Here is a 20673-nt window from a genome sequence, read left to right as displayed (position 1 = left end):
CATGCGCAGAGATGTTTTTCAGGCTATTGCTGATCCAACACGCAGAGCCATTATTACGCTTATTGCATTTCAAGCAATGACCCCAAGCGCACTGGCCGAGCACTTTGCGAGTAGCAGGCAAGCCGTATCTAAGCATATAAAAATATTAACCGAATGCGAACTATTGAAACAAAAACAAGATGGACGAGAAATATATTACCACCTAAACGCCAACAAAATAAAGGAAATAGATAAGTGGCTTAGTCAGTTCCGAAAAATATGGGAAAGCCGATTTAATCAACTAGACAATGTATTAGCAACAATTAAAAACAAAAAAAAATGAACAGTATTCTTGCATTCGATTTTTCTGTAGATAAGAAAAACAGCACCATCCATGTAAAAAGAGAGTTTGCCACTAGCTTAGATTTAGTATGGGCTGCATGGACAACGCCCGAAATTCTTGACCAATGGTGGGCTCCAAAACCCTATCAAACAAAAACGAAATCGATGGATTTTAGAGAGGGTGGATTCTGGTTGTATGCAATGATTTCACCGGAAGGAGAAAAACACTGGTGTCGGGCAGATTATACAAAAATTAATCTATTAAAAAACTATTCGGCAATAGATGCGTTTTGCAATGAAGCTGGAGATTTAAACAAAGATTTTCCGCGGTCGAATTGGACAAATGCGTTTAGCCAAAAAAATGACATTACAACTGTAACTATTCAAATTGCATACAACCAATTGGCTGACTTAGAAAAAATCATTGAACTAGGCTTTAAAGAAGGATTTACAATGGCAATGAATAACCTAGACAACTACATTGCAGAAATATTAAAGCCGAAGTCGAAATAGTGGAATAGCATTGTATTGGGGAGGGGTATAACTACTAAGAGTCTCTGAACAATTAAATATAGTTGATTCGCACATTCTCGAACAATAAACCTCTTTCATAATTCAAAAGAAAAAGACGTTAAACAGGCTATAAATATTAGCATCTAGAGGAGTCGATGTATTTGGGATGGATAAACACGCACACCCTTCGGATCCGCTCAGGGGGACTAGAATGTAAATTGCTATATCCAAACATCCTATGAATTACTAAATAAATCTACGATTGTAATGCGGTGCTAATTTTGTAAACTTGCGTTACTATGCAGTACAACAATTCATCTAAAAAAAACATACCTGAAGAAAAAATTTTAGATAAAATTGTTAAGTACTGTACCTATAGAGAGCGCTGCACTTATGAGGTAGAAGAAAAATTAAAATCGTGGACCTCCACTTCAACAGCCATAAAAAGCGCTATTGACTTTCTTATAAAAGAACGTTTTCTTAATGAAGAACGTTATGTAAAATTATTTGTAAAAAGCAAGTTGAATCAAAACTGGGGGGTGAGAAAAATAACATCTCATCTAAAACAAAAAAGAGTCGACTCTGCTCTAATAGAATCAGCATTTGCAGATTACACAACCGATTTTCATGCAGAGAAACTACAAACGCTTGCACAAAAAAAATGGAGCTCGCTTAAAGAAGTTGACATAAAAAAGAAAACAGAAAAAACAATTCGATATTTGATATCGAGAGGATTTGAGCTAGATAGCGTTTTTAAAGAAGTTAAAAAGCTTCCGCAAAAGCCTCTTTAAATGCAGCTGCCGTTGCATCCAAATCGCTGTATGTATGTGCCTCCGAAACAAACCCTACTTCGTATCCTGATGGTCCCAAGTAGATACCTCGTTGCAATAGAGCATGATAAAATGATTTAAAATGACTCATGCTATTCCCATCAATTTCTTCGGCTGTTTTAATAGAAGGCTTATCGGTGAAGGCAATCCAGTATATAGACCCTATAGAGAAAATTTTAAATTTAGACGCATACGCAGCGCACAACTCATTTACTTTTACAATAAAGTAATTTGTTTTTTCTTGTAACTCTTTATAAAAGTTGGGCTTTAAGCATTCTGTTAATTGAGCTATTCCTGCTGCCATTGCAACCGGATTCCCGGACAATGTGCCTGCTTGATAGACATCTCCATCCGGAGAAATTTTACTCATAATTCTTTCGCTCGCACCATACATCCCTACAGGCAAGCCCCCTCCAATAATTTTTCCGTAGGTAATTATATCTGGGTGTACATCGTAATAACCGGCAGCTCCTTCAAATCCAACCCTAAAGCCGGAAATAACTTCGTCAAAAATCAGCAGGGAGTTGTTCTGCGTGCATATCTCTCGCAAAAACTGCAAATACTCTTTACCTTGCAAGAGCAATCCATTGTTTGCTGGAATGGGTTCAATTATTACACACGCAATTTCATTTTTAAATTTTGAGAATGCTTCTTCGATTGCTTGTTTATTATTTAAGGAAACAACAATTGTTTCATCAACAAAACTTTGTGGAACACCCGCTGATGAAGTGTTGCCAAATGTTACTAATCCGGAACCTGCTTTAACCAATAAAGAATCTGAATGTCCGTGGTAACAACCTTCAAATTTTAAAATTTTTGTTCTGCCAGTATATCCTCTTGCCAAACGAATTGCGCTCATTACAGCCTCTGTACCCGAACTTACAAAGCGCAGCTTTTCTATAAATTTATTATTATTTAAAATTAATTCAGCTAATTTATTTTCCAATGCTGTTGGTGCACCAAATGAACTTCCTCTCTCTACGGCTGTTTTAACAGCATCTACAATTTTTGGATGCGCATGCCCTAAAATTAAAGGCCCCCAAGAGCAGCAGTAGTCAATATATTTATTGCCATCTGCATCCCAAATGTAAGCTCCGCTGCCACGCTCAATAAACAAAGGTGTTCCGCCTACAGAACGAAAAGCGCGCACAGGAGAATTCACCCCTCCCGGAAAATATTTTTTCGCATTTAAAAATAACTGCTCGGAACTATCTGTTTTTTTCTGTGTTATAGTAGCCATAAATTGAGATATATCATAAACATTATAAGTAACAAAGATATATATTTGATTGTTTTAATTTAGTACTGTATGAAATTTGAAAACACACTTGAATTTGCGCAACAACAAGATAAAGCAGATTCATTAAAACAATACCGAGAAAAATTCTACTTTCCACAATTTGGAGGACATAATGTTCTTTACTTTACAGGAAACTCATTAGGCTTGCAGCCAAAAACAACTCAAGATTATGTGTTGAATGAACTGGAAGATTGGGCTACATTTGGTGTAGAAGGTCATTTCCATTCCCGAAAACCATGGCTTTCCTATCACGAGCAATTTGCAGAACCCCTAGCAAAACTAGTTGGGGCAAAGCCTACAGAGGTGGTTGCAATGAACCAGCTTACTGTAAACTTACATTTATTGCTCATTTCCTTTTATCAACCAACAAAGCAACGTTATAAAATTTTATGCGAAGCAAAGGCTTTTCCTTCTGATCAGTACGCATTAGAGTCTCAAGTGCGCCTACACGGGTTTAACCCTGAAGATGCCATTATCGAAGTTGCACCTAGAGAAGGAGAATATACTATTCGAACAGAAGATATTTTATTTCAAATTGAGCAACATTCCGAAAGCCTTGCACTGATTACGATTGGCGGTGTCAATTACTTTACCGGGCAGGTGTTTGACATGGAAACTATAACCAAAGCCAGTCATGGAGTTGGCGCACATGTTGGATTTGACTTGGCGCATGCAGCGGGAAACATCGCATTAAAACTGCATGACTGGAATGTTGATTTTGCTTGTTGGTGCTCGTATAAATATTTAAACTCCGGGCCGGGCTCTGTTGCAGGTGCTTTTGTGCATGAAAAACATCATAAAAATAAAAATATACATAGACTTGCCGGCTGGTGGGGACACAACAAAGAAAATCGTTTTAAAATGGAGAAAGGGTTTGTGCCAATAGAAACAGCAGAAGCCTGGCAAATGAGCAATGCGCCTATACTTTCAATGGCTGCGCACAAAGCGGCTCTAGACATTTTTACAGAAGTAGGAATGAATGCACTGATTAGCAAGAGTCGTAGGTTGAGTGATTATTTATGGTTTGTTATTGAAGACATAAATTCTGATTTACAAAAGACTCATTCTAAATTTAGTTTAGAAATAATCACACCTAAATCACACCAAGAAAAAGGGTGTCAAGTATCTGTTGTTGCACATGGCAAAGGGAAAAAATTATATGAACAATTATTGAGCCATGGTGTAGTGCCCGATTGGCGCGAACCAAATGTAATACGATTAGCACCTGTTCCATTGTACAATAATTTTGAAGACGTTTTTTTATTTGGAAAAGTGTTGAAGCATTTATTAATAAATGAATAGAATAAAACCTACCTCTAACCCCTCCTTGGAGGGGAATAATGCAATAAAGTCCTTTCCAAGGAGAGGAATAATGAAATGACTTTCCCTTCTAAAGATGGGCAGTTGCAAACAACATAGATTACAAAATATATTCAAACAGAACAAAAATATGAGCAAAAAAATTACACTTGTAGGAGCCGGTTTAGTTGGTTCATTATTATCCATCTATTTAAAAAAACGAGGTTATACGGTTTCTGTTTTCGAGCGCAGATCTGATATGCGTAAGAACAGAATGTCGGCAGGAAAATCAATTAATTTAGCACTAAGCGACAGAGGGTGGAGAGGGTTAGCAGGTGTTGGCATTGCAGATGAAATTAAAAAGGTTGCCATTGCAATGAAAGGACGTATGATTCATCACTTGGATAGTTCTCTTGTTTTCCAACCATATGGCAAAGAAGAGCAAGCTATCTATTCCGTCTCTCGCGGTGGATTAAATTGTGTACTGATGGATTTGGCAGAGAAGAGCGGGGTTGATATGTTTTTTAATGAACGGTGTACAAACATAGACTTAAAAAACACCACGGCATTTTTTGAAAACAACGAAACAAAAAAAATCACCGAAATAAAATCGGATAGAATTATCAGTTCTGATGGTGCATTTTCTGCAGGACGCTTACAAATGCAATTGTCTACAGATAAATTTGACTACCAACAGTTTTATTTGAAGCACGGGTATAAAGAATTAACTATCCCTCCTACTGCAGATGGAAAATTTGCAATGGAAGAACATGCGCTGCACATATGGCCAAGAGGAGAGTTTATGCTTATTGCCTTACCTAATATGGACAAAAGTTTTACCTGTACCTTATTCTTTCCGTTTGAGGGAGAAAAATCTTTTGCTGCTTTAGATACCAAAGAAAAAATGTTCGACTTCTTCAATAAAACATTTCCAGATGCAGTTCAACTAATGCCTACACTAGAGCACGACTACTTTGCAAATCCTGTATCATCATTGGTTACCGTAAAATGTTTCCCTTGGGTACATGAAGACAAATTAGCACTGATTGGCGATGCAGCACATGCTATTGTTCCGTTTTACGGACAAGGAATGAACTGTGGATTTGAAGATTGTTATGTTCTTGATAAATTGATTGACAAGCATCATGAAAATTGGGAAAAAATATTTGCCGAATACCAAGAGCTTCGAAAACCTGACGGAGATGCAATTGCCGACTTGGCTGTTGCAAATTTTATTGAAATGAGAGATCGCACAGCCGACCCGAAATTTTTATTACAGAAAAAAATAGAAGCCCGTTTTAGTCAAAAATATCCAGACAAGTGGATTCCTTTATATACAATGGTTACGTACAGCCCAGACATTAGATATTCAAAGGCTTTAAGGGAAGGAATGCGTCAGGAAGCAATTATGCAAAAAATTATGGCACTCCCCAATATTGAAAAAATATGGGAAAGTGAAGAAGTGGAAAAAGCTATTCTTTCAGAATTATAGTATTGCTTATTTTTTCCAACATGTATCTAGGTGGTCGTTTACCATACCTACCGCCTGCATAAAAGCGTAGCAAATCGTAGAGCCTCTAAATTTAAAGCCTCGCTTTCCCATGTCTTTACTCATTAAATCGCTTATATCCGTTTTTGCCGGAAGTTCTTTTAGTGATTTTCTTTTGTTTACAATAGGCTTATAATCTACAAAACTCCACATGTACTTATCAAAAGAACCAAATTCCTTTTGTATTTGTAAAAAGCATTTGGCATTGTTCACAGCCGCTTCTATCTTAAGCCTATTGCGGATAATTCCTGCATCTTGCATTAATAGCTCTACTTTTTTCGTATCAAACTTTGCAATTTTTTGGGCATCGTAATTCACAAACGCCTTACGAAAATTCTCTCTCTTTTTAAGTACTGTAAGCCAACTTAATCCCGCCTGAAAACTTTCTAAAATTAAAAACTCAAATAATTTGGTATCATCATGTACAGGTACCCCCCATTCTTCATCATGATAGGCAATATAAATTGGTTCTTTTAAACACCAATCACAGCGTACTTTTTCATTCTTCGCCATTATTCTATTTTTATTCCTAACTCGGTAAGTTTATTTACAATCGCATTAAACTCTTTTACAGGGTCGGCTTTTTTCCACAACCCACTAAACAAGGCCATTCCAACAAAACCAATGTCTTTAACCTTATGGGCAGTATTTAAATCTACACCACCGCGAGCAACAACTTTTAGCGGAAGCTTTTCTAATGCCGAACGCAAACTATGTTCTGTAAATCCGGATTGATAATTGCTGGTAAGACTATCAAAAATCGGGCTCAAAAAAACATAATCAAACTGCTCCGTTTCTTCAAATAACCCAGAGAGCCTTCTATGTGATGCCGTTATTAATAAATTTTTGTTTTTATACTTTGCAATTTTTATAGTAAGCCATGTTCCAAGCTTTTTGTTACGGTGTGATCGGGTAAGGTGTATTCCTTTTAGTTTAAATTTCCACGCCAAATTATGATGCGAATGGATTATAATACGGTTATGAAAGTGCACCGGAATCTCTTGAATATACTGAGTTAGCTGCTTGGTAGAATACCTCGGCTTTCTTAGATGCAATGTCTCGAGCCCCGACTCAAAAAGCTTTGTTACGATTTGGGTTTCGTTCTCTATGTTTTTTTGCGAACTGGTTATTACAATTAATTTCATAGGTCCTTGTATCTTACATTAAGTTAGTTGCTTTTTTTAATTGCGTTACAAATATTTCGAAGCACGCCTGGGTTTACCTCTAAGGCATTTCCTACTACGATTACATCAGCTCCTGCCTCAATAGCTCTAATTGCTTTTTCTGGAGAGTTTATACCTCCACCTACAAGAAGTGGGATACTTACTTTACTCTTAACTTTCTCTATCATCATTGAGTTTACTGTTTGCTCGGCTCCGCTTCCTGCCTCCAAATATATCAATTTCATCCCTAACATTTCTCCTGCCAAAGCCGTATCACAAGCGGTGTTATAGTCATCTTCTGCTATAGGTTTGGTTTGTGTAACTTGTAAGGTAGAGCTATTTTTTCGTCCATCAATTAGTAAATAGCCTGTAGAAATTACTTCCAGTTTAGCCTCCGCTATTTTAGGGGCCATTATTGTTTGTATGCCAATCAAATAATCCGCATTTCTACCTGAAAGAACAGATGGAAGCAAGATAGCATCTGCTATTCTATCAATTTGCTCGTACCCCCCCGGAAAAATAATAACAGGAATCGTTAGATTTGTTTTTAAATATAACACACATTCTGAAAAATTATTTTTCGTCAACTTACTTCCGCCCACCAAAACAAAATCGACAGGTGTTTGATTAATTATAGTAACTAGTTCTGCCAAATAATCAGTTTTATCCGGATCTATAAGTACCGCAATTTGAGGAATTCTCAGCGTACACTTCTTTTCAATGCAATTATATATTGTTATTTCTCTATCGCCCACGACACAATTAAATTATCTATTTTTCTTGTAAAAATATCATAAAGCGTACGACTGTTGTTAAAATTTATTTCGCCTGTTCCAGTTTGCAGCTTAGAATCGGAGTATGAAACTGAAATATGTTCACGCAAGCCAATGCCATTTCCTCCAAATGCCTTATATAAACTTTCTTTGCAACACCAAGATGTATATAGAAAGTTGTTCTTGTCGATAGTCTTCTCCAATGAAACAAGTTCGTCTTCTGACAAAAACTTATGTTTGATGTCATCTATATTTCTATTACAATATTCAATGTCTATACCCACTTGCTTATTAAAATGAAAAATGCAAGCAGCAGTATTTTTAGTATGACTTATAGATATATTAACATTGCTATTTGCAATATAGGGCTTTCTGTTTTTGTCGAGTAAAATTTCCGGAGCTGGATCAAAATTGGAAAATTGTTTTTTTATAAGTGCTCTTGATGCGATAGACTGTAATCGTTTTGATGGATGCTGCACAATGCCTAATTGTTGTTTTTCTTTCTCTGACAACTTAGCAAATTCAAGTAATTCATCTTGCGACTCCGTAATATTCCATAACGCAATAATGCCTGCATCTATTTTCCAGTGGGCTGTCAAGGGCATAGTTAATATCCCATTACATTATCGTTATCTACACTTCTCGAATCTATTGCATCGCGCAATCCATTGCCTACCATGGTAAATGCAAGCACCAACAACATAATAGCAATCCCGGGAATAAATGCGAGATAAGCAGCATCTACTATTATATAACCTCTATGCGCATTAATCATTGACCCCCATGATGAAATAGGTGGTTGAGCACCAATACCTAAAAAACTAAGTCCTGCTTCAATCAAAATTGCGGAAGCAAAATTAGATGCTGCAATAACAATTACTGGACCTAATACATTAGGCAGAATGTGCTTAATGATTATTCGTTTATTCGTATAACCCAATGCTCGGCCAGCTTCTACAAAATCTTGTTCGCGAATACCTAGTATTTGTCCGCGAATTACACGTGCCACCTCTACCCACATTGTTAAGCCAACGGCAACAAACACTTGCCAAAAACCTTTTCCAAGTATCAGCGTAATTGCAATTACTAATAAAAGAGTTGGGATAGACCACACTACGTTTATTATCCACATAATCACATTATCTACTGCACCTCGGTAAAATCCGGATATTGAGCCCATTAATATTCCAATAAAAATAGAAATAACAACAGAAATAAAACCAACTGCTAATGACACACGTGTTCCGATAAATAATCTGCTTAGTAAATCTCGTCCAGACCGGTCAGTTCCTAAAATATACTTCTTTGTGATAATATTATTCTCCTCTATTTCGGATTGCACCGCTGTAACAGATGTTTTGGTTGCGGATGACTTATTTAATTCATAAAACTCAATATCATTTCCATTGCGCAAAACGCCCGTGTTTATTGGACTCAAGGCATACACCACATCAACTATATTAAAGCGTATTTCAGCACCATTATTGGGCTCAGATCCGGTATACTCCTCGCAAACAATATAACTTCCTTCGAATTTATAGTTATAAATAGGTACTAGCTTATAGTTATTAGGTTCCCCAAACAGCATTTTTTCAAAAATACCAACACGCACGTCTTCTTGATTCTTTTTAATCTTGAGCATTTTTACTTCAAATCCAGGACTTTTTATGGCCAGCTCCAGCATTTGGTCGTTTGCATGTGGGGTTGAATCCGGAGTAATTAAATATCCCAAAATAGAAATAAGCAAGGCAATCGCAATTACCCACAAGCCGGCCATTGCAAGCTTGTTTTTTCTTAATCGTCCCCACGTATAATAAGAAAGTGATTTAGAGGCGGAGCCTGCTGTATTGTCTCTCTTTTTTTTTCTAAATAAAAACATACTACACTCTTGAAGTACTAACTATTTTTCTGCCTTTCCACATAATTTTTTGAGGAAATAATGCTACAAAAAATACAATTAGGCTATAAGGTAAATATAAAAACTCATTTATAATAAACTTAAAAATGTTGAATTTCTGCTTGTAAAATTTTGAGACGGAAGCTCCCAAAAGATAATCACAACAAATTTTTAGTAAAATAAAAATCAAGAAATAAAGCGAACTCCAAAATAGATTTAATAAAGAAATAAAAAATAAAACATTGCTTAGAACTACAAAAAATGCAGTTGCCGTATTATATCCATTTTTTACCAAAAATGTCTTGGACGCCCACCTGGCTCGTTGTAACAAAAATCCAGCAAACTGTTCTTGGGGATTTGTTTCGACAAAAAAAGAATTATTTTTAACAAACAAAATTGAGTTTTTAAACTGTTGGCTGAATTTTTTTAGTAAAAAAATGTCATCTCCAGACAATGTTTCATTTGCTCCCTCAAATCCCTTTACTGCAAGAAAGGCGTCTTTTTCATAAAAAAGATTAGCTCCATTACACAAAAAATATTTTTTTGTTTTAACAGAAACGGCAGTTACCAACAAAAGAACAAACGATTCAAAAACTTGAAAATTTGCAAGCACGGATTTTGATTCTTTAATTAAAACCGGACCTACAATCAGTTTGGGTTTATGTTTACAATAAAAATTGTTTTGTAGTGTAAGCCAATCTTTAGTTAGCACACAATCGGCATCCGTTTGAGCAATTAGTACTCCTGAGGATTGTTGCACTCCCACTTCAATTGCACTTTTTTTCCCGGTACGGATTGGCAAAACCTTTTCCAGCTCAACTACTTTAAGGTTCGGAAGACGCTTTTTGTATGATTCAACAATATCAACAGTTCCATCTGTTGAATGATCATCTATAACAATTATTTCGAAATGGCTTTGAGGATAACTTTGTGCAATCAAACAATCCAAGAGTTTTGATATTGATTTTTCTTCGTTTCGTGCTGCAACAAGAACAGAAATGTGAGTAGGGAGTGTTTCATTTTCATTCAACAGCAGCTCCTCTTGCCAACTATACCACTTATACAGCAGCATAAGTGAAAGTGCAACATAAGCTACAGAAAACAAGAAAACTATACTTTCCATTTTCAACTATATTATTCTTTAGCGAAACCCTTGTTTGGCTAAAAGCAAGTATTTAGTTAATTTACAACAATCAAGTCCCCTTTAAAACGTGATACAACCTACTAAAAATAAAAATTCAGATAAGGTAATATTAGGCATAGATCCCGGTACAAATATAATGGGATATGGCTTAATTCATGTGTTATCTAACAAAATGAATTTTCTTGACATTGGCGTATTAAAACTGCCAAGTGATGATGACCACGGAAGCAAACTAAAAAAAATATTTGAGCGCACCGTAGAAATAATTGAGTTGCACAAGCCCGATGAACTAGCAATTGAAGCTCCTTTTTTCGGAAAAAATGTACAATCTATGTTAAAACTGGGAAGAGCTCAAGGTGTGGCCATTGCAGCTGCATTGTATAAAAACATTCCAATCTTTGAGTATTCTCCTAAAAAAATAAAACTATCAATTACAGGAAATGGCAATTCTTCTAAAGAACAAATTGCCGCTATGCTACACTCCTTATTAAAAATAGATCAAGAGATTAAATACCTTGATGCAACCGATGGGTTAGCTGCTGCAGTATGCCATCACTTTCAATCAAATTCTCCAATTAAAACAAAAACTTTTTCAGGGTGGAAATCTTTTTTGAATGAAAATCCGAATAAGATTGCAAAGTAACTAGATTCAAATACACTTTAATTGGAGGATATTTAATTTATTCTAAATTTTTATTGCTTGACTATTTTACGAACTTCTTTAGCACCCTCAATCGGTACTTCTACAATGTAAATACCTGGAAGTAAATCTTGGATATTTATTGTAGTTTCTGAAGAAGTAATCAACTGCTTCTTCACAAGCACTCCGGAGTAATTGTAAACCCTTGCCGTTCCAGTTGCAAATAAATTTGATATTACCTTAAACTCATCTGACGCAAGTGTAGGGTAAATTAAAAACTTATTGTTTGTATTTTTTTCAACACTAAGCTGCAATGATGATAGTTGTATGTTGTCCAAATTTAGATATGTACCTGAACTGGTTGCACCACCATATTTTTTCGAACTAGATCGAAACTCAACAAATAAGGAATCTGGAACTAGAGAACTTAGATAATTGTAATCACCTTTAACATAACGCCAACCTATGATGAGGTGAGCAGATATTGGCATGTCAAAATACGCGATTGTATCCCTAGAATTTGTTAGTGTATTCCATCGAGAAAGATATGAAACCGCTTGCGCAGAATCTACAACATCTCCAGTTGCCGTTGGAATATAATCTGCCCAAAAACTTAAATTAATAGGTCGAAAATTAATAGCGGTATGTTGGGCTATAATTCCAGGTAAAATAGAATCGTCATAAATACCAGTTGGAATACAATTGCCACAAGCTTTAGTTCGCAAACTAATTGCACGATTCCCCCACATCACATATGAATATGACGGGTCATTTATAAGGTATGCAGTAAATGGGAATTCCTTGACCTAAATACTGATTATATGTATTCCAATCATTTGGAATAACACCCGACCAATTTTCAAAACTAGGATTATTAATTTGGGCTTTAAGTATAAGCGATACGAAAATAAAAAGAAGAAGGAGGTTTTTCGTTTCTAATTTCATAATAAATGGTTTTCATTAATACATTTTCACAAACTTTTTTTGTACTACTTTTTCTTTGTCGGCTATTCTTAATCCATATACCCCAACAGGCAACTCGCTAATATCAATACTGGTGGCATTGTCTGAACTTTGAGTTGTATACAGTGTTTTAGCATGCGAATCGTAAAGAGTAATCGATATTTCAGAATTACTTTCTATCGTTATATAATCATAAGCCGGATTTGGATACATTTTGACAAAAATAGTTTCTACCTCTTCTGTTCCATTGCAAGCATCTACCCAAATATTGTCTGTAGCTGTATTTACACACCCATTGGTATCAGTATAAGAATATGAAACAGGGTGCAATCCTAATCCGGCCAACTGCACATCAAACCAACCAAGCACCACACCCGTACCACTATAAGTACCACCTGCAGGTGTACCGCCTATTAATCCATACGTATTGTTACCATAGCACAACGTATCTATATTTGAAAGAGTAAGTGCTACATTTGGCAATGGATTTACCAATACGAGTAGTGTTTTTGTATCGGTACACAAACCTCCATTTACACCAACTACAGTATATGTTGTCGTTACAGTTGGTGTAACATTTACAGTCGGGCCCGACTGACCAATTGGCTTCCAATTGAAATAGGAAGCCCCTGAAGCACTTAATACATTGGCAGTACCGGAACACACGGCATTGTCTGGACCAGTTAATACAACATTAGGCATAGGTATTACTGTTACGGTTATTATACTGTTTGCAGTACAAACACCACCGTTTGTGCCAACTACAGAGTAGGTATGTGTAGTGGTAGGTATAAACGGAACTCCATTTTGTATACCATCACTCCAACTTAAATTTGCTGCACCGGAAGCACTTATGGTTGTATTTTGTCCATCGCAAATTTTTGTTGCAGAAGCTGTCACGGTAAGAGTTGGTGCTGCATAAATAGTAACACTAATTGGACTAGATGTTACGGTTGCATTTAATACACATGCGGCACTTGAAATCATTTCACACATTATTACATCTCCGTTATTAAAACTGGCTGACGCATACACCGAACTATTTGCTCCACTATTATTCCCATTTACCTTCCATTGATACTGTGGATTTATTCCCTCATTTGTGGCTGTTGCGGTAAAAGATATTATCGTTCCGGCACACACTGTAGTACTTGATGAAACAATGGCTACCGATGCATTTACCGATGTTGTAACGGTAATTACTACCTTATTTGATACTGCGTTTGAACTTATTACACAAGCCGCGTTAGATGTGAGCTCGCAACTTACAGTATCATTATTGTTCAATGTGTTAGAAATATATATTGGATTATTCATACCTACATTATTTCCATTTACTTTCCATTGATAAGTTGGGCTAGCACCTCCATTTGTAGGTGTTGCGGTAAAGGTTACCGAACCACCTCCACATATTGCGGTTGCCGATGATGCAATATTGACAGCGGGGGTTTGAGGATTACTAACACTAATAGAAATGGTATTTGAAAACGCTGTTGCATTTGTTGTACAAACCGCATTAGAAGTGAGTTCACACAATACTATATCATTTGTATTCCAATTTGTTGATGAATAGGTTGTGCTGTTCGTTCCAACATTTGTTCCATTTACTTTCCACTGGTATGCTGGATTAACACCACCATTTAGAGCTGTTGCTGTAAACCCAACAGTACTACCTGAACAAATAGTTGCTCCGGAAGACGAAATAGATACCGAAGGTGTTAAAGATGGAGTAACACTCATGGTAATTAAATTCGAAGTAACTGTTGTGCTTGTAACACATGCAGCATTAGAAGTAACTACAACTTTTATGACATCACCATTACTCAATACTGTTGAGGTATATAGTGCGCTATTCGTTCCAGCATTTAGGTTATTTAGCTTCCATTGATACTGCGGATTTGTTCCTCCATTTATAGCTGATGCCGAAAAAGTTACCAAAGAGCCACTGCATATATTAGAACTACTAGAAGATATAGTTACCGATGCCGTTACAGGTGTGCTTACCGCCATAGTTATTGCATTTGATGTAGCCGGTGAACCCAGCACACACAAAGCATTAGATAGCAGTTGACATGTTACCAAATCGTTATTGGATAATGTAGTAGAGTTGAATATTGCCGCATTTGTGCCAACGTTACTTCCATTAATTTTCCATTGATACATTGGATTAGTGCCACCATTTATCGCAGTAGCAGTAAAGGTTGCATTTGTTCCAGCGCATATATTTGCCCCGCTTGATACAATACTTATAGATGCAGTTACAGATGAATTCACGGTCATGGTAATAGCTGCTGATGTAACTGTTGCATTGGTTACACAGCCAGCATTAGAAAGAAGTACTACACGCACCGCATCATTATTGGTTAATGTTGTTGAAGTAAATATGCTGCTGTTTGTTCCCACATTCAAATTATTTACTTTCCATTGATAGGTTGGATTTCCTCCTCCATTAATTGCTGTAGCCGTAAATGTTACTGTAGAGCCACTACAAATATTTGCACCACTTGAAACAATGCTTACCGATGCTGTTACAGGGGTTGAAACAGTTATGTTTATTGAGTTTGAAACAACTGTAGAATTAGTAACACAGGCTGCATTAGAAGTAAGCCCTAGTGAAACTACATCATTATTGTTCAATGATGAAGATGAATACAATCCTGAATTTAAGCCAACATTATTTCCATTTACCTTCCACTGATAAACAGGATTTGTTCCCGTATTAGTTGCAGCAGCAGTAAACGACACCAATGCACCGGCACATATATTTGCACCACTAGATGAAATACTTACTGATGCTGACACAACCGGAGTAACAGTTATAGTAATAATATTCGATGTAGCCGAAGTGGTTGCACAAGTGGTACTAGTTGTCATCACTACAGAAACGGCATCGTTATTGGCTAAAGTTGATGTAGTAAATACAGTTGAATTTGTTCCGGCATTAGTTCCATTTATTTTCCACTGATAATTCGGATTCAAGCCTCCATTAAAAGGGTTAGCTGTAAATGTTACAGCACTCCCAGCACAAATAGAAGTACCAGAAGCAAGAATGCTTACGGAAGGATTACCAGAAGTCGAAATTGTAAATGTAGCATTACTTTGATCTACAAAACCTGAGTTATTCGCATCTGTAACTTTTACCAATACATTCGATGAAATAGCGTTAGGAATAAACCAACTATACATACACGTATTCCCTGTAGCATTGTAGTTGTTGGCAATAGAAGTCCAAGTAGATCCGCCATTAGTTGAATAATCAAGGTTGTATGATTGTGATGTACCGCTAGCTGTCCATGTAATAGTTTGCGTAGTACATGCTTGCCAATTTTCTCCACCATTTGGAGTTATCACGGTAATTGGCGTTGCGGTGTTTGTAATTGTAAACACCACATCGCTTTGATCTTTCTTACAGGTGTTCACATTATCCACTACTCTTACCAAAGCCATTGTAGTCGGACTATTTGGCACTGTCCAAGCATACGTGTTGGATGTTATGTTCTGGTTGAAGGCAATATTATTCCATGTTGATCCATTGTTAACAGAATAATCAATATTATAAAAATTAGATACTCCACTAGAAGTCCAGTTTATATTTAATAACGAGCCTATTGTGTAACTTCCTCCCACATTTGGCTGTGTAACTACAATAGCCGGAGTAACGTTGAACGCTGCATTGCTTTGATCTACTTTATTTGTATTAGTTGCATCAGAAACTCTAACCAATACATTTGTTGATGGAGAGTTTGGTGCAATCCAAGTATATGAGCATGTTCCGGTTCCCACCGCTGTATAACTGGATAAAATTCCATTCCAAGTTATTCCTCCGTTAATCGAATACTCTAGTTTATACGAACCAGAGCATCCTCCAGCAACCCAAATAATACTGGTAGATGTACAGCTTCCTACATTTTCTCCTCCGTTGGGTGCAACAACATTAATTGCAGGGCTAATCGTAAATACAGCATCACTTACATCATTTACGGATGGAATGCCAAACTCACTTACGCGCACCAATGCTGTATTCGATGTAGTATTTGGTACGGTCCAATTATACGTTCCGTTGTTGGTAGCTGATGTAGCTATATTCAACCAGGTAGCACCATTATCTATAGAATATTCTAACGCCACAAATGTGGATGTAAAAAACTGGCTTGTCCAAGTTATTGGATACGTACTTCCCACATACCAATTTTGACCTCCATTGGGCGCTGTAAGATTTACCATGTGTGTAGCAGGAGTAATAGTAAATGTGCTGTTACTTAAATCACTACGACAAGCCGCTTGCGCATCTCTAACTTGAACTTTACAATTACCTGATGGAATGTTCGGAACCAACCAACTGTATTGACCATTGGTAATGGTGGCATTACTTGTTATGCTAGTCCAGTTTCCTCCGCCATTTGTGGTGTAATATATATTCCACACATTGCTTGCTCCGGCTTCTTGTGTCCAAGTTATTTGCTGCGTGGTATTACCCTGCCAGCTTTCGCCACCATTTGGGGCGGTAAGAGTTACCGGTGTTTTTACTGTAAAGGTGGCATCACTTGAATCGCGTGTTGATGAATTATTTGCATCTACTACTCTTACTAATGCTTGTGTCATGCCAGTACTAGTCAAAGACCAAGGGTAAGTACATGGAGATAAATTTGTACCAGACCAATTTATCTCGAATCCGGCATTCTGATTAGTCGCGTTAGTTATAAAATGAAGTGTGATAGATCCTGTTGAACTAATTATTGTACCTCCATTAGGCAAAGTGTTTCCCGAATAAATTCCCATTAAAGGAGAGCTTGTGGTTGGACCATCGTAAATATATAATCGATCGAAATTAAGTTCTGTAGCAAAACTTAAAAATGATAACGTAACTGCTGTTGCTCCTGCCGGAGTGATTGTTATTATTCCACTAGAACTATTAGCATAAGAACCTACTCCACCATTATCGAGCAATTTGCCATAACATTCTGTACGCATTGTAGTTCCATTAATAAGCAATACATTACCTGCATTACTCGTGCAGCTTGCCGGCACACAAGTATAATTTGACACCTCTGTAGTCCAAGTGTTACCATTATTAGATGAATATTCTATGTTGTATTTGTTTGATGTACCCACCGGTGTCCAATTTATATTTTGATTCGAACAGCCTATCAACAACTCTCCTCCATTAGGGCTTGTTACTGTAATGGTAGATGGTGCTATGGTAAATACAGCATCACTTACATCTTTAATGTTTGGATTTGCTACTTCAGATATTCTTACTAATGCTTGTGTAGATGTAGAAGACCCAAGAGTCCACGAATGTGACCCATCATTAGGCGTGGAATTAACTACTACATTCCAAGTAGTTCCATTATCTAATGAATATTCTATTTTAACGGTATTAGTTGTAAGACCAGCGCTAGTCCATGTTATGGATTTGGAGGTATTGTTATACCACGTCTCTCCTCCGTTGGGAGTGGTTACTGTAATAGTTGGTAATTTAATTGTAAATACTGCATCGCTAATATCATTTACACTAGGAATGCCAAACTCGCTTACTCTTACCAGTGCGGTAGTTGATGGAGTATTTGGGAGAGTCCAATTATACGTTCCGTTGTTAGTTGCCGATGTAGCTATATTCAACCAGGTAGTACCATTGTCTATTGAATATTCTAAGGCAACAAATTGTGATGTAAAAAATTGACTTGTCCAAGTTATTGGATACACGCTTCCCACATACCAGTTCTCTCCTCCATTAGGCGCTGTAACAGTTACCAAATGTGTTGCAGGGGTAATAGTAAATGTGCTATTACTTATGTCTGTTCTACAAGATGAGTTTGCATCTCTTACCCTCACCTTACATGTATTTGATGGAGTATTTGGTAATAGCCAATTGTATTGACCTGTCGTAATGGTAACATTATTTGCAACACTAGTCCAGTTGGTACCACCATTGGTTGAATAATCAATATTCCACACATTGCTTGCTCCGGCTTCTTGTGTCCAAGTTATTTGTTGTGTAGTATTTCCTTGCCAGCTTTCTCCTCCGTTGGCAGCTGTTACAACTACCGGTGGTTTTATCGTAAAGGTGGCATCGCTCGAATCGCGAGTTGATGAATTGTTTGCATCTACTACACGTACCAATGCCTGATTAGTTGGGCTATTGGGAAGATTCCATATATAATTACAAGGAGATACGTTTGTTCCTGTCCAGTTTAACTCAAAGCCCGCATCCATGGTAGCTGCATTGGTAGTAAACTTAAGCGTAACCGACCCAGTAGAGCTAGTTATTGTTCCACCATTGGGCAAAGAAGCGCCTGAATAAATCCCTATTAAAGGATCATTTGTACTTGAGCCATCATAAATCCATAAGCGATCTGCACCTAATTCGGTACTGAAATTGAGGAAAGATAGGGTAACTGCGGTAGCTCCAGTGGGCGATATTGTTATTTGTCCATTGAAGCTGTTAGTATAATTATTTCCACCACCGTTGTCAAATAATTTCCCCGAACACTCTGTACGAGTTTGGTTACTGCCACCCATCAGCAATATACTTCCCGCATTACCTGTACATCCGCCACTTGGACAGGCATAATTTGTGGTTATGGTACTCCAGCTAGAACCATTGTTCAGCGAATAAGCTAGATTATAGAATTTTGATGTTCCGACCGGAGTCCAATTAATATTTTGATTTGTGCAACCTATTAACACTTCTCCTCCATTAGGGCTTGTTACTGTAATGGTAGATGGTGCTATTGTAAATACAGCATCACTTACATCATTAATGTTTGGATTTGCTACTTCCGATATTCTTACCAAAGCATTAGTAGTGGTGGTACTTCCAACTGCATATGGATGAACACCATCATTAGGAGTAGAGCTAATTACGCCAATCCAGGTAATACCATTATCTAATGATATTTCTATTTTAACTGCGTTAGTAGTAAGACCTGCACTAGTCCATTTTATTGATTGAGATGTATTTGTTAGCCAAGTTTCCCCTCCATTGGGTGTAGTTACTGTTATTGTAGGCTGTTTAATTGTAAACACTGCATCGCTAATATCGTTTATAATTGAATTTCCCGCTTCGCTTATTCGAATAAGTGCGTTGGTAGATACATTATTGGGCACTGCCCAAGAATAAGTTCCGTTGTTAGCAGTAGAGTTTATAACCGTATTCCAAGTAGAACCGTTATCGGCAGAATATTCAATTTTTACAAAACTTGAAACAACCGCTTGGCTTGTCCATGTTACTGGATACACATTTCCTATATATCTTATTTCGCCTCCGTTAGGAGAAGTAATAGTAATTGTTGGCAATGTAATAGTGAAGGGGACATTACTTATATCAAATACAGAAGGGCTCCCAACTTCGCTTACACGAACAAGCGCTGTAGTGGTTAGTGTATTCGGAATAGTCCAATTAAAAGAACCCGTGTTTGGTGTTGAACCGGTTATTGTATTCCAAGTAGAACCATTATCTGTTGAATAGTCAATTTTTACAGGCGAAGTAACATATTGGCTTGTCCAGGTAATATTATATGAGTTTCCTACATAAAATGTTCCGCCTAAATTAGGGAAAGTAACAGAAATGCTATGTGTAGGAGGAGATATAGTAAACAAATTATTGCTTGCATCAATTTTACAAGAAGCATTTATATTATCCTTAATACGAACTAGTGCTTGTGTAGATGGAGTATTTGGAATTGTCCAAGCGTATGTACCACTTGATGCAAGAGCCGATGTTGTAAGGGTACTCCACGTAGAGCCTGCATTGGTTGAATATTCAATCGTTAAGTTTGCACTTGTTCCGTTGGCAGTCCAAGTAATATTTTGTGCAGGACCTCCCACTTGCCAAGATTCTCCACCATTGGGAGAAGTAAGTATAAGAGACGATGTTATAGTAAAAGCGCCATTACTTTGATCAGAAATATTTGTGTTATTAAAATCGGACACCTTAACAAGACAATTGGATGAAAACGTATTGGGAACTGTCCATAAATAATTGGTGGCAGAAAGATTGGTAGCTAAGGATGTCCAACTTACACCACCATCAATAGAGTAATCAACCGAATAGAAGCCCGATGTTGCGCTGGCTGTCCAGGATATATTATATACAGTACATGCCGATAAAGACTCTCCGCCATTGGGATTTGAAACTGTTATAAGTTGAGCTTTTATCGCTGTGAAGGCGAAAAATAGCAAACCGATAGTAAATAGTCGAATAGTATTCATGGGAGTTATGGTATAAAAAGTTATGTTAGTGCTTCAAATACTAATTGCGCAAATTTAATTTGAAACA

16 protein-coding genes are annotated in these 20673 nt (G+C 37.0%); 6 read left to right on the top strand and 10 right to left on the bottom strand.

Features of this window, described 5'->3' with window-relative positions:
* Position 1: 1 nt before the first annotated feature.
* From J0M08_04300 to J0M08_04290, 3 genes are all read left to right on the top strand, one after another.
* Positions 2-322 carry a winged helix-turn-helix transcriptional regulator gene (locus J0M08_04300; GenBank protein ID MBN8702261.1) on the top strand — a complete coding sequence of 107 codons (321 nt, stop codon included), beginning with the start codon at positions 2-4 and terminating at the stop codon, positions 320-322.
* On the top strand, positions 319-834 hold the full coding sequence (locus tag J0M08_04295; GenBank protein ID MBN8702260.1) for an SRPBCC domain-containing protein: 516 nt from the start codon (positions 319-321) through the stop codon (positions 832-834). Before J0M08_04300 ends, J0M08_04295 begins: the two co-directional genes overlap by 4 nt.
* Before the next feature lie 299 nt (positions 835-1133).
* Complete coding sequence (locus J0M08_04290; GenBank protein MBN8702259.1) at positions 1134-1625, top strand: RecX family transcriptional regulator; 492 nt, start codon at positions 1134-1136, stop codon at positions 1623-1625.
* Here the strand turns inward: J0M08_04290 and hemL are convergent.
* Positions 1597-2904 carry a glutamate-1-semialdehyde 2,1-aminomutase gene (gene hemL, locus J0M08_04285; GenBank protein MBN8702258.1) on the bottom strand — a complete coding sequence of 436 codons (1308 nt, stop codon included), beginning with the start codon at positions 2902-2904 and terminating at the stop codon, positions 1597-1599. The genes J0M08_04290 and hemL overlap by 29 nt on opposite strands.
* Before the next feature lie 69 nt (positions 2905-2973).
* Here hemL and kynU point away from each other — a divergent pair, with 69 nt between their 5' ends.
* Both kynU and J0M08_04275 read left to right on the top strand, forming a co-directional pair.
* Entirely contained in the window at positions 2974-4266 is a 1293-nt protein-coding gene (gene kynU, locus J0M08_04280; protein MBN8702257.1) for a kynureninase, read from the top strand.
* A gap of 148 nt (positions 4267-4414) precedes the next feature.
* Positions 4415-5755 (top strand): FAD-dependent monooxygenase, encoded by a 1341-nt coding sequence (locus J0M08_04275; protein MBN8702256.1) that lies wholly within the window; start codon positions 4415-4417, stop codon positions 5753-5755.
* A gap of 6 nt (positions 5756-5761) precedes the next feature.
* Here J0M08_04275 and J0M08_04270 read toward each other — a convergent pair whose 3' ends face one another.
* From J0M08_04270 to J0M08_04245, 6 genes are read right to left on the bottom strand one after another with little or no spacing between them, the layout of a single operon-like run.
* Positions 5762-6325 carry a DNA-3-methyladenine glycosylase I gene (locus tag J0M08_04270; GenBank protein ID MBN8702255.1) on the bottom strand — a complete coding sequence of 188 codons (564 nt, stop codon included), beginning with the start codon at positions 6323-6325 and terminating at the stop codon, positions 5762-5764.
* The gene (locus J0M08_04265; GenBank protein ID MBN8702254.1) at positions 6325-6957 is read right to left on the bottom strand and encodes a thiamine phosphate synthase; all 633 of its coding nucleotides are present in this window, start codon (positions 6955-6957) and stop codon (positions 6325-6327) included. Before J0M08_04265 ends, J0M08_04270 begins: the two co-directional genes overlap by 1 nt.
* A gap of 23 nt (positions 6958-6980) precedes the next feature.
* Positions 6981-7664, bottom strand: coding sequence for a phosphoglycerol geranylgeranyltransferase (locus J0M08_04260; protein ID MBN8702253.1), 684 nt, complete (start codon positions 7662-7664; stop codon positions 6981-6983).
* Positions 7665-7711: 47 nt separating this feature from the next.
* Positions 7712-8353: a 4'-phosphopantetheinyl transferase superfamily protein gene (locus tag J0M08_04255; protein MBN8702252.1), complete on the bottom strand. Its 642-nt coding sequence runs from the start codon at positions 8351-8353 to the stop codon at positions 7712-7714.
* 2 nt (positions 8354-8355) lie between these two features.
* Positions 8356-9627: an ABC transporter permease gene (locus tag J0M08_04250; protein MBN8702251.1), complete on the bottom strand. Its 1272-nt coding sequence runs from the start codon at positions 9625-9627 to the stop codon at positions 8356-8358.
* A gap of 1 nt (position 9628) precedes the next feature.
* Entirely contained in the window at positions 9629-10768 is a 1140-nt protein-coding gene (locus tag J0M08_04245; protein MBN8702250.1) for a glycosyltransferase, read from the bottom strand.
* Between the two features lie 157 nt (positions 10769-10925).
* Between J0M08_04245 and ruvC the strand changes: the two genes are divergently transcribed.
* On the top strand, positions 10926-11432 hold the full coding sequence (gene ruvC / locus J0M08_04240; protein ID MBN8702249.1) for a crossover junction endodeoxyribonuclease RuvC: 507 nt from the start codon (positions 10926-10928) through the stop codon (positions 11430-11432).
* A gap of 50 nt (positions 11433-11482) precedes the next feature.
* On the opposite strand, the gene J0M08_04235 is transcribed toward ruvC, so the two are convergent.
* From J0M08_04235 to J0M08_04225, 3 genes are read right to left on the bottom strand one after another with little or no spacing between them, the layout of a single operon-like run.
* Entirely contained in the window at positions 11483-12154 is a 672-nt protein-coding gene (locus J0M08_04235; GenBank protein ID MBN8702248.1) for a T9SS type A sorting domain-containing protein, read from the bottom strand.
* A 43-nt stretch (positions 12155-12197) separates the two neighbouring features.
* On the bottom strand, positions 12198-12374 hold the full coding sequence (locus tag J0M08_04230; protein MBN8702247.1) for a hypothetical protein: 177 nt from the start codon (positions 12372-12374) through the stop codon (positions 12198-12200).
* Between the two features lie 15 nt (positions 12375-12389).
* Complete coding sequence (locus J0M08_04225) at positions 12390-20606, bottom strand: T9SS type A sorting domain-containing protein (GenBank protein MBN8702246.1); 8217 nt, start codon at positions 20604-20606, stop codon at positions 12390-12392.
* Positions 20607-20673: the final 67 nt, after the last annotated feature.

Source organism: Bacteroidota bacterium (assembly GCA_017303975.1).
GTDB lineage: Bacteria > Bacteroidota > Bacteroidia > JAFLBG01 > JAFLBG01 > JAFLBG01.
Note: the sequence above shows the minus strand (reverse complement) of the source record. Positions and strands in the feature narration are given on the sequence as shown.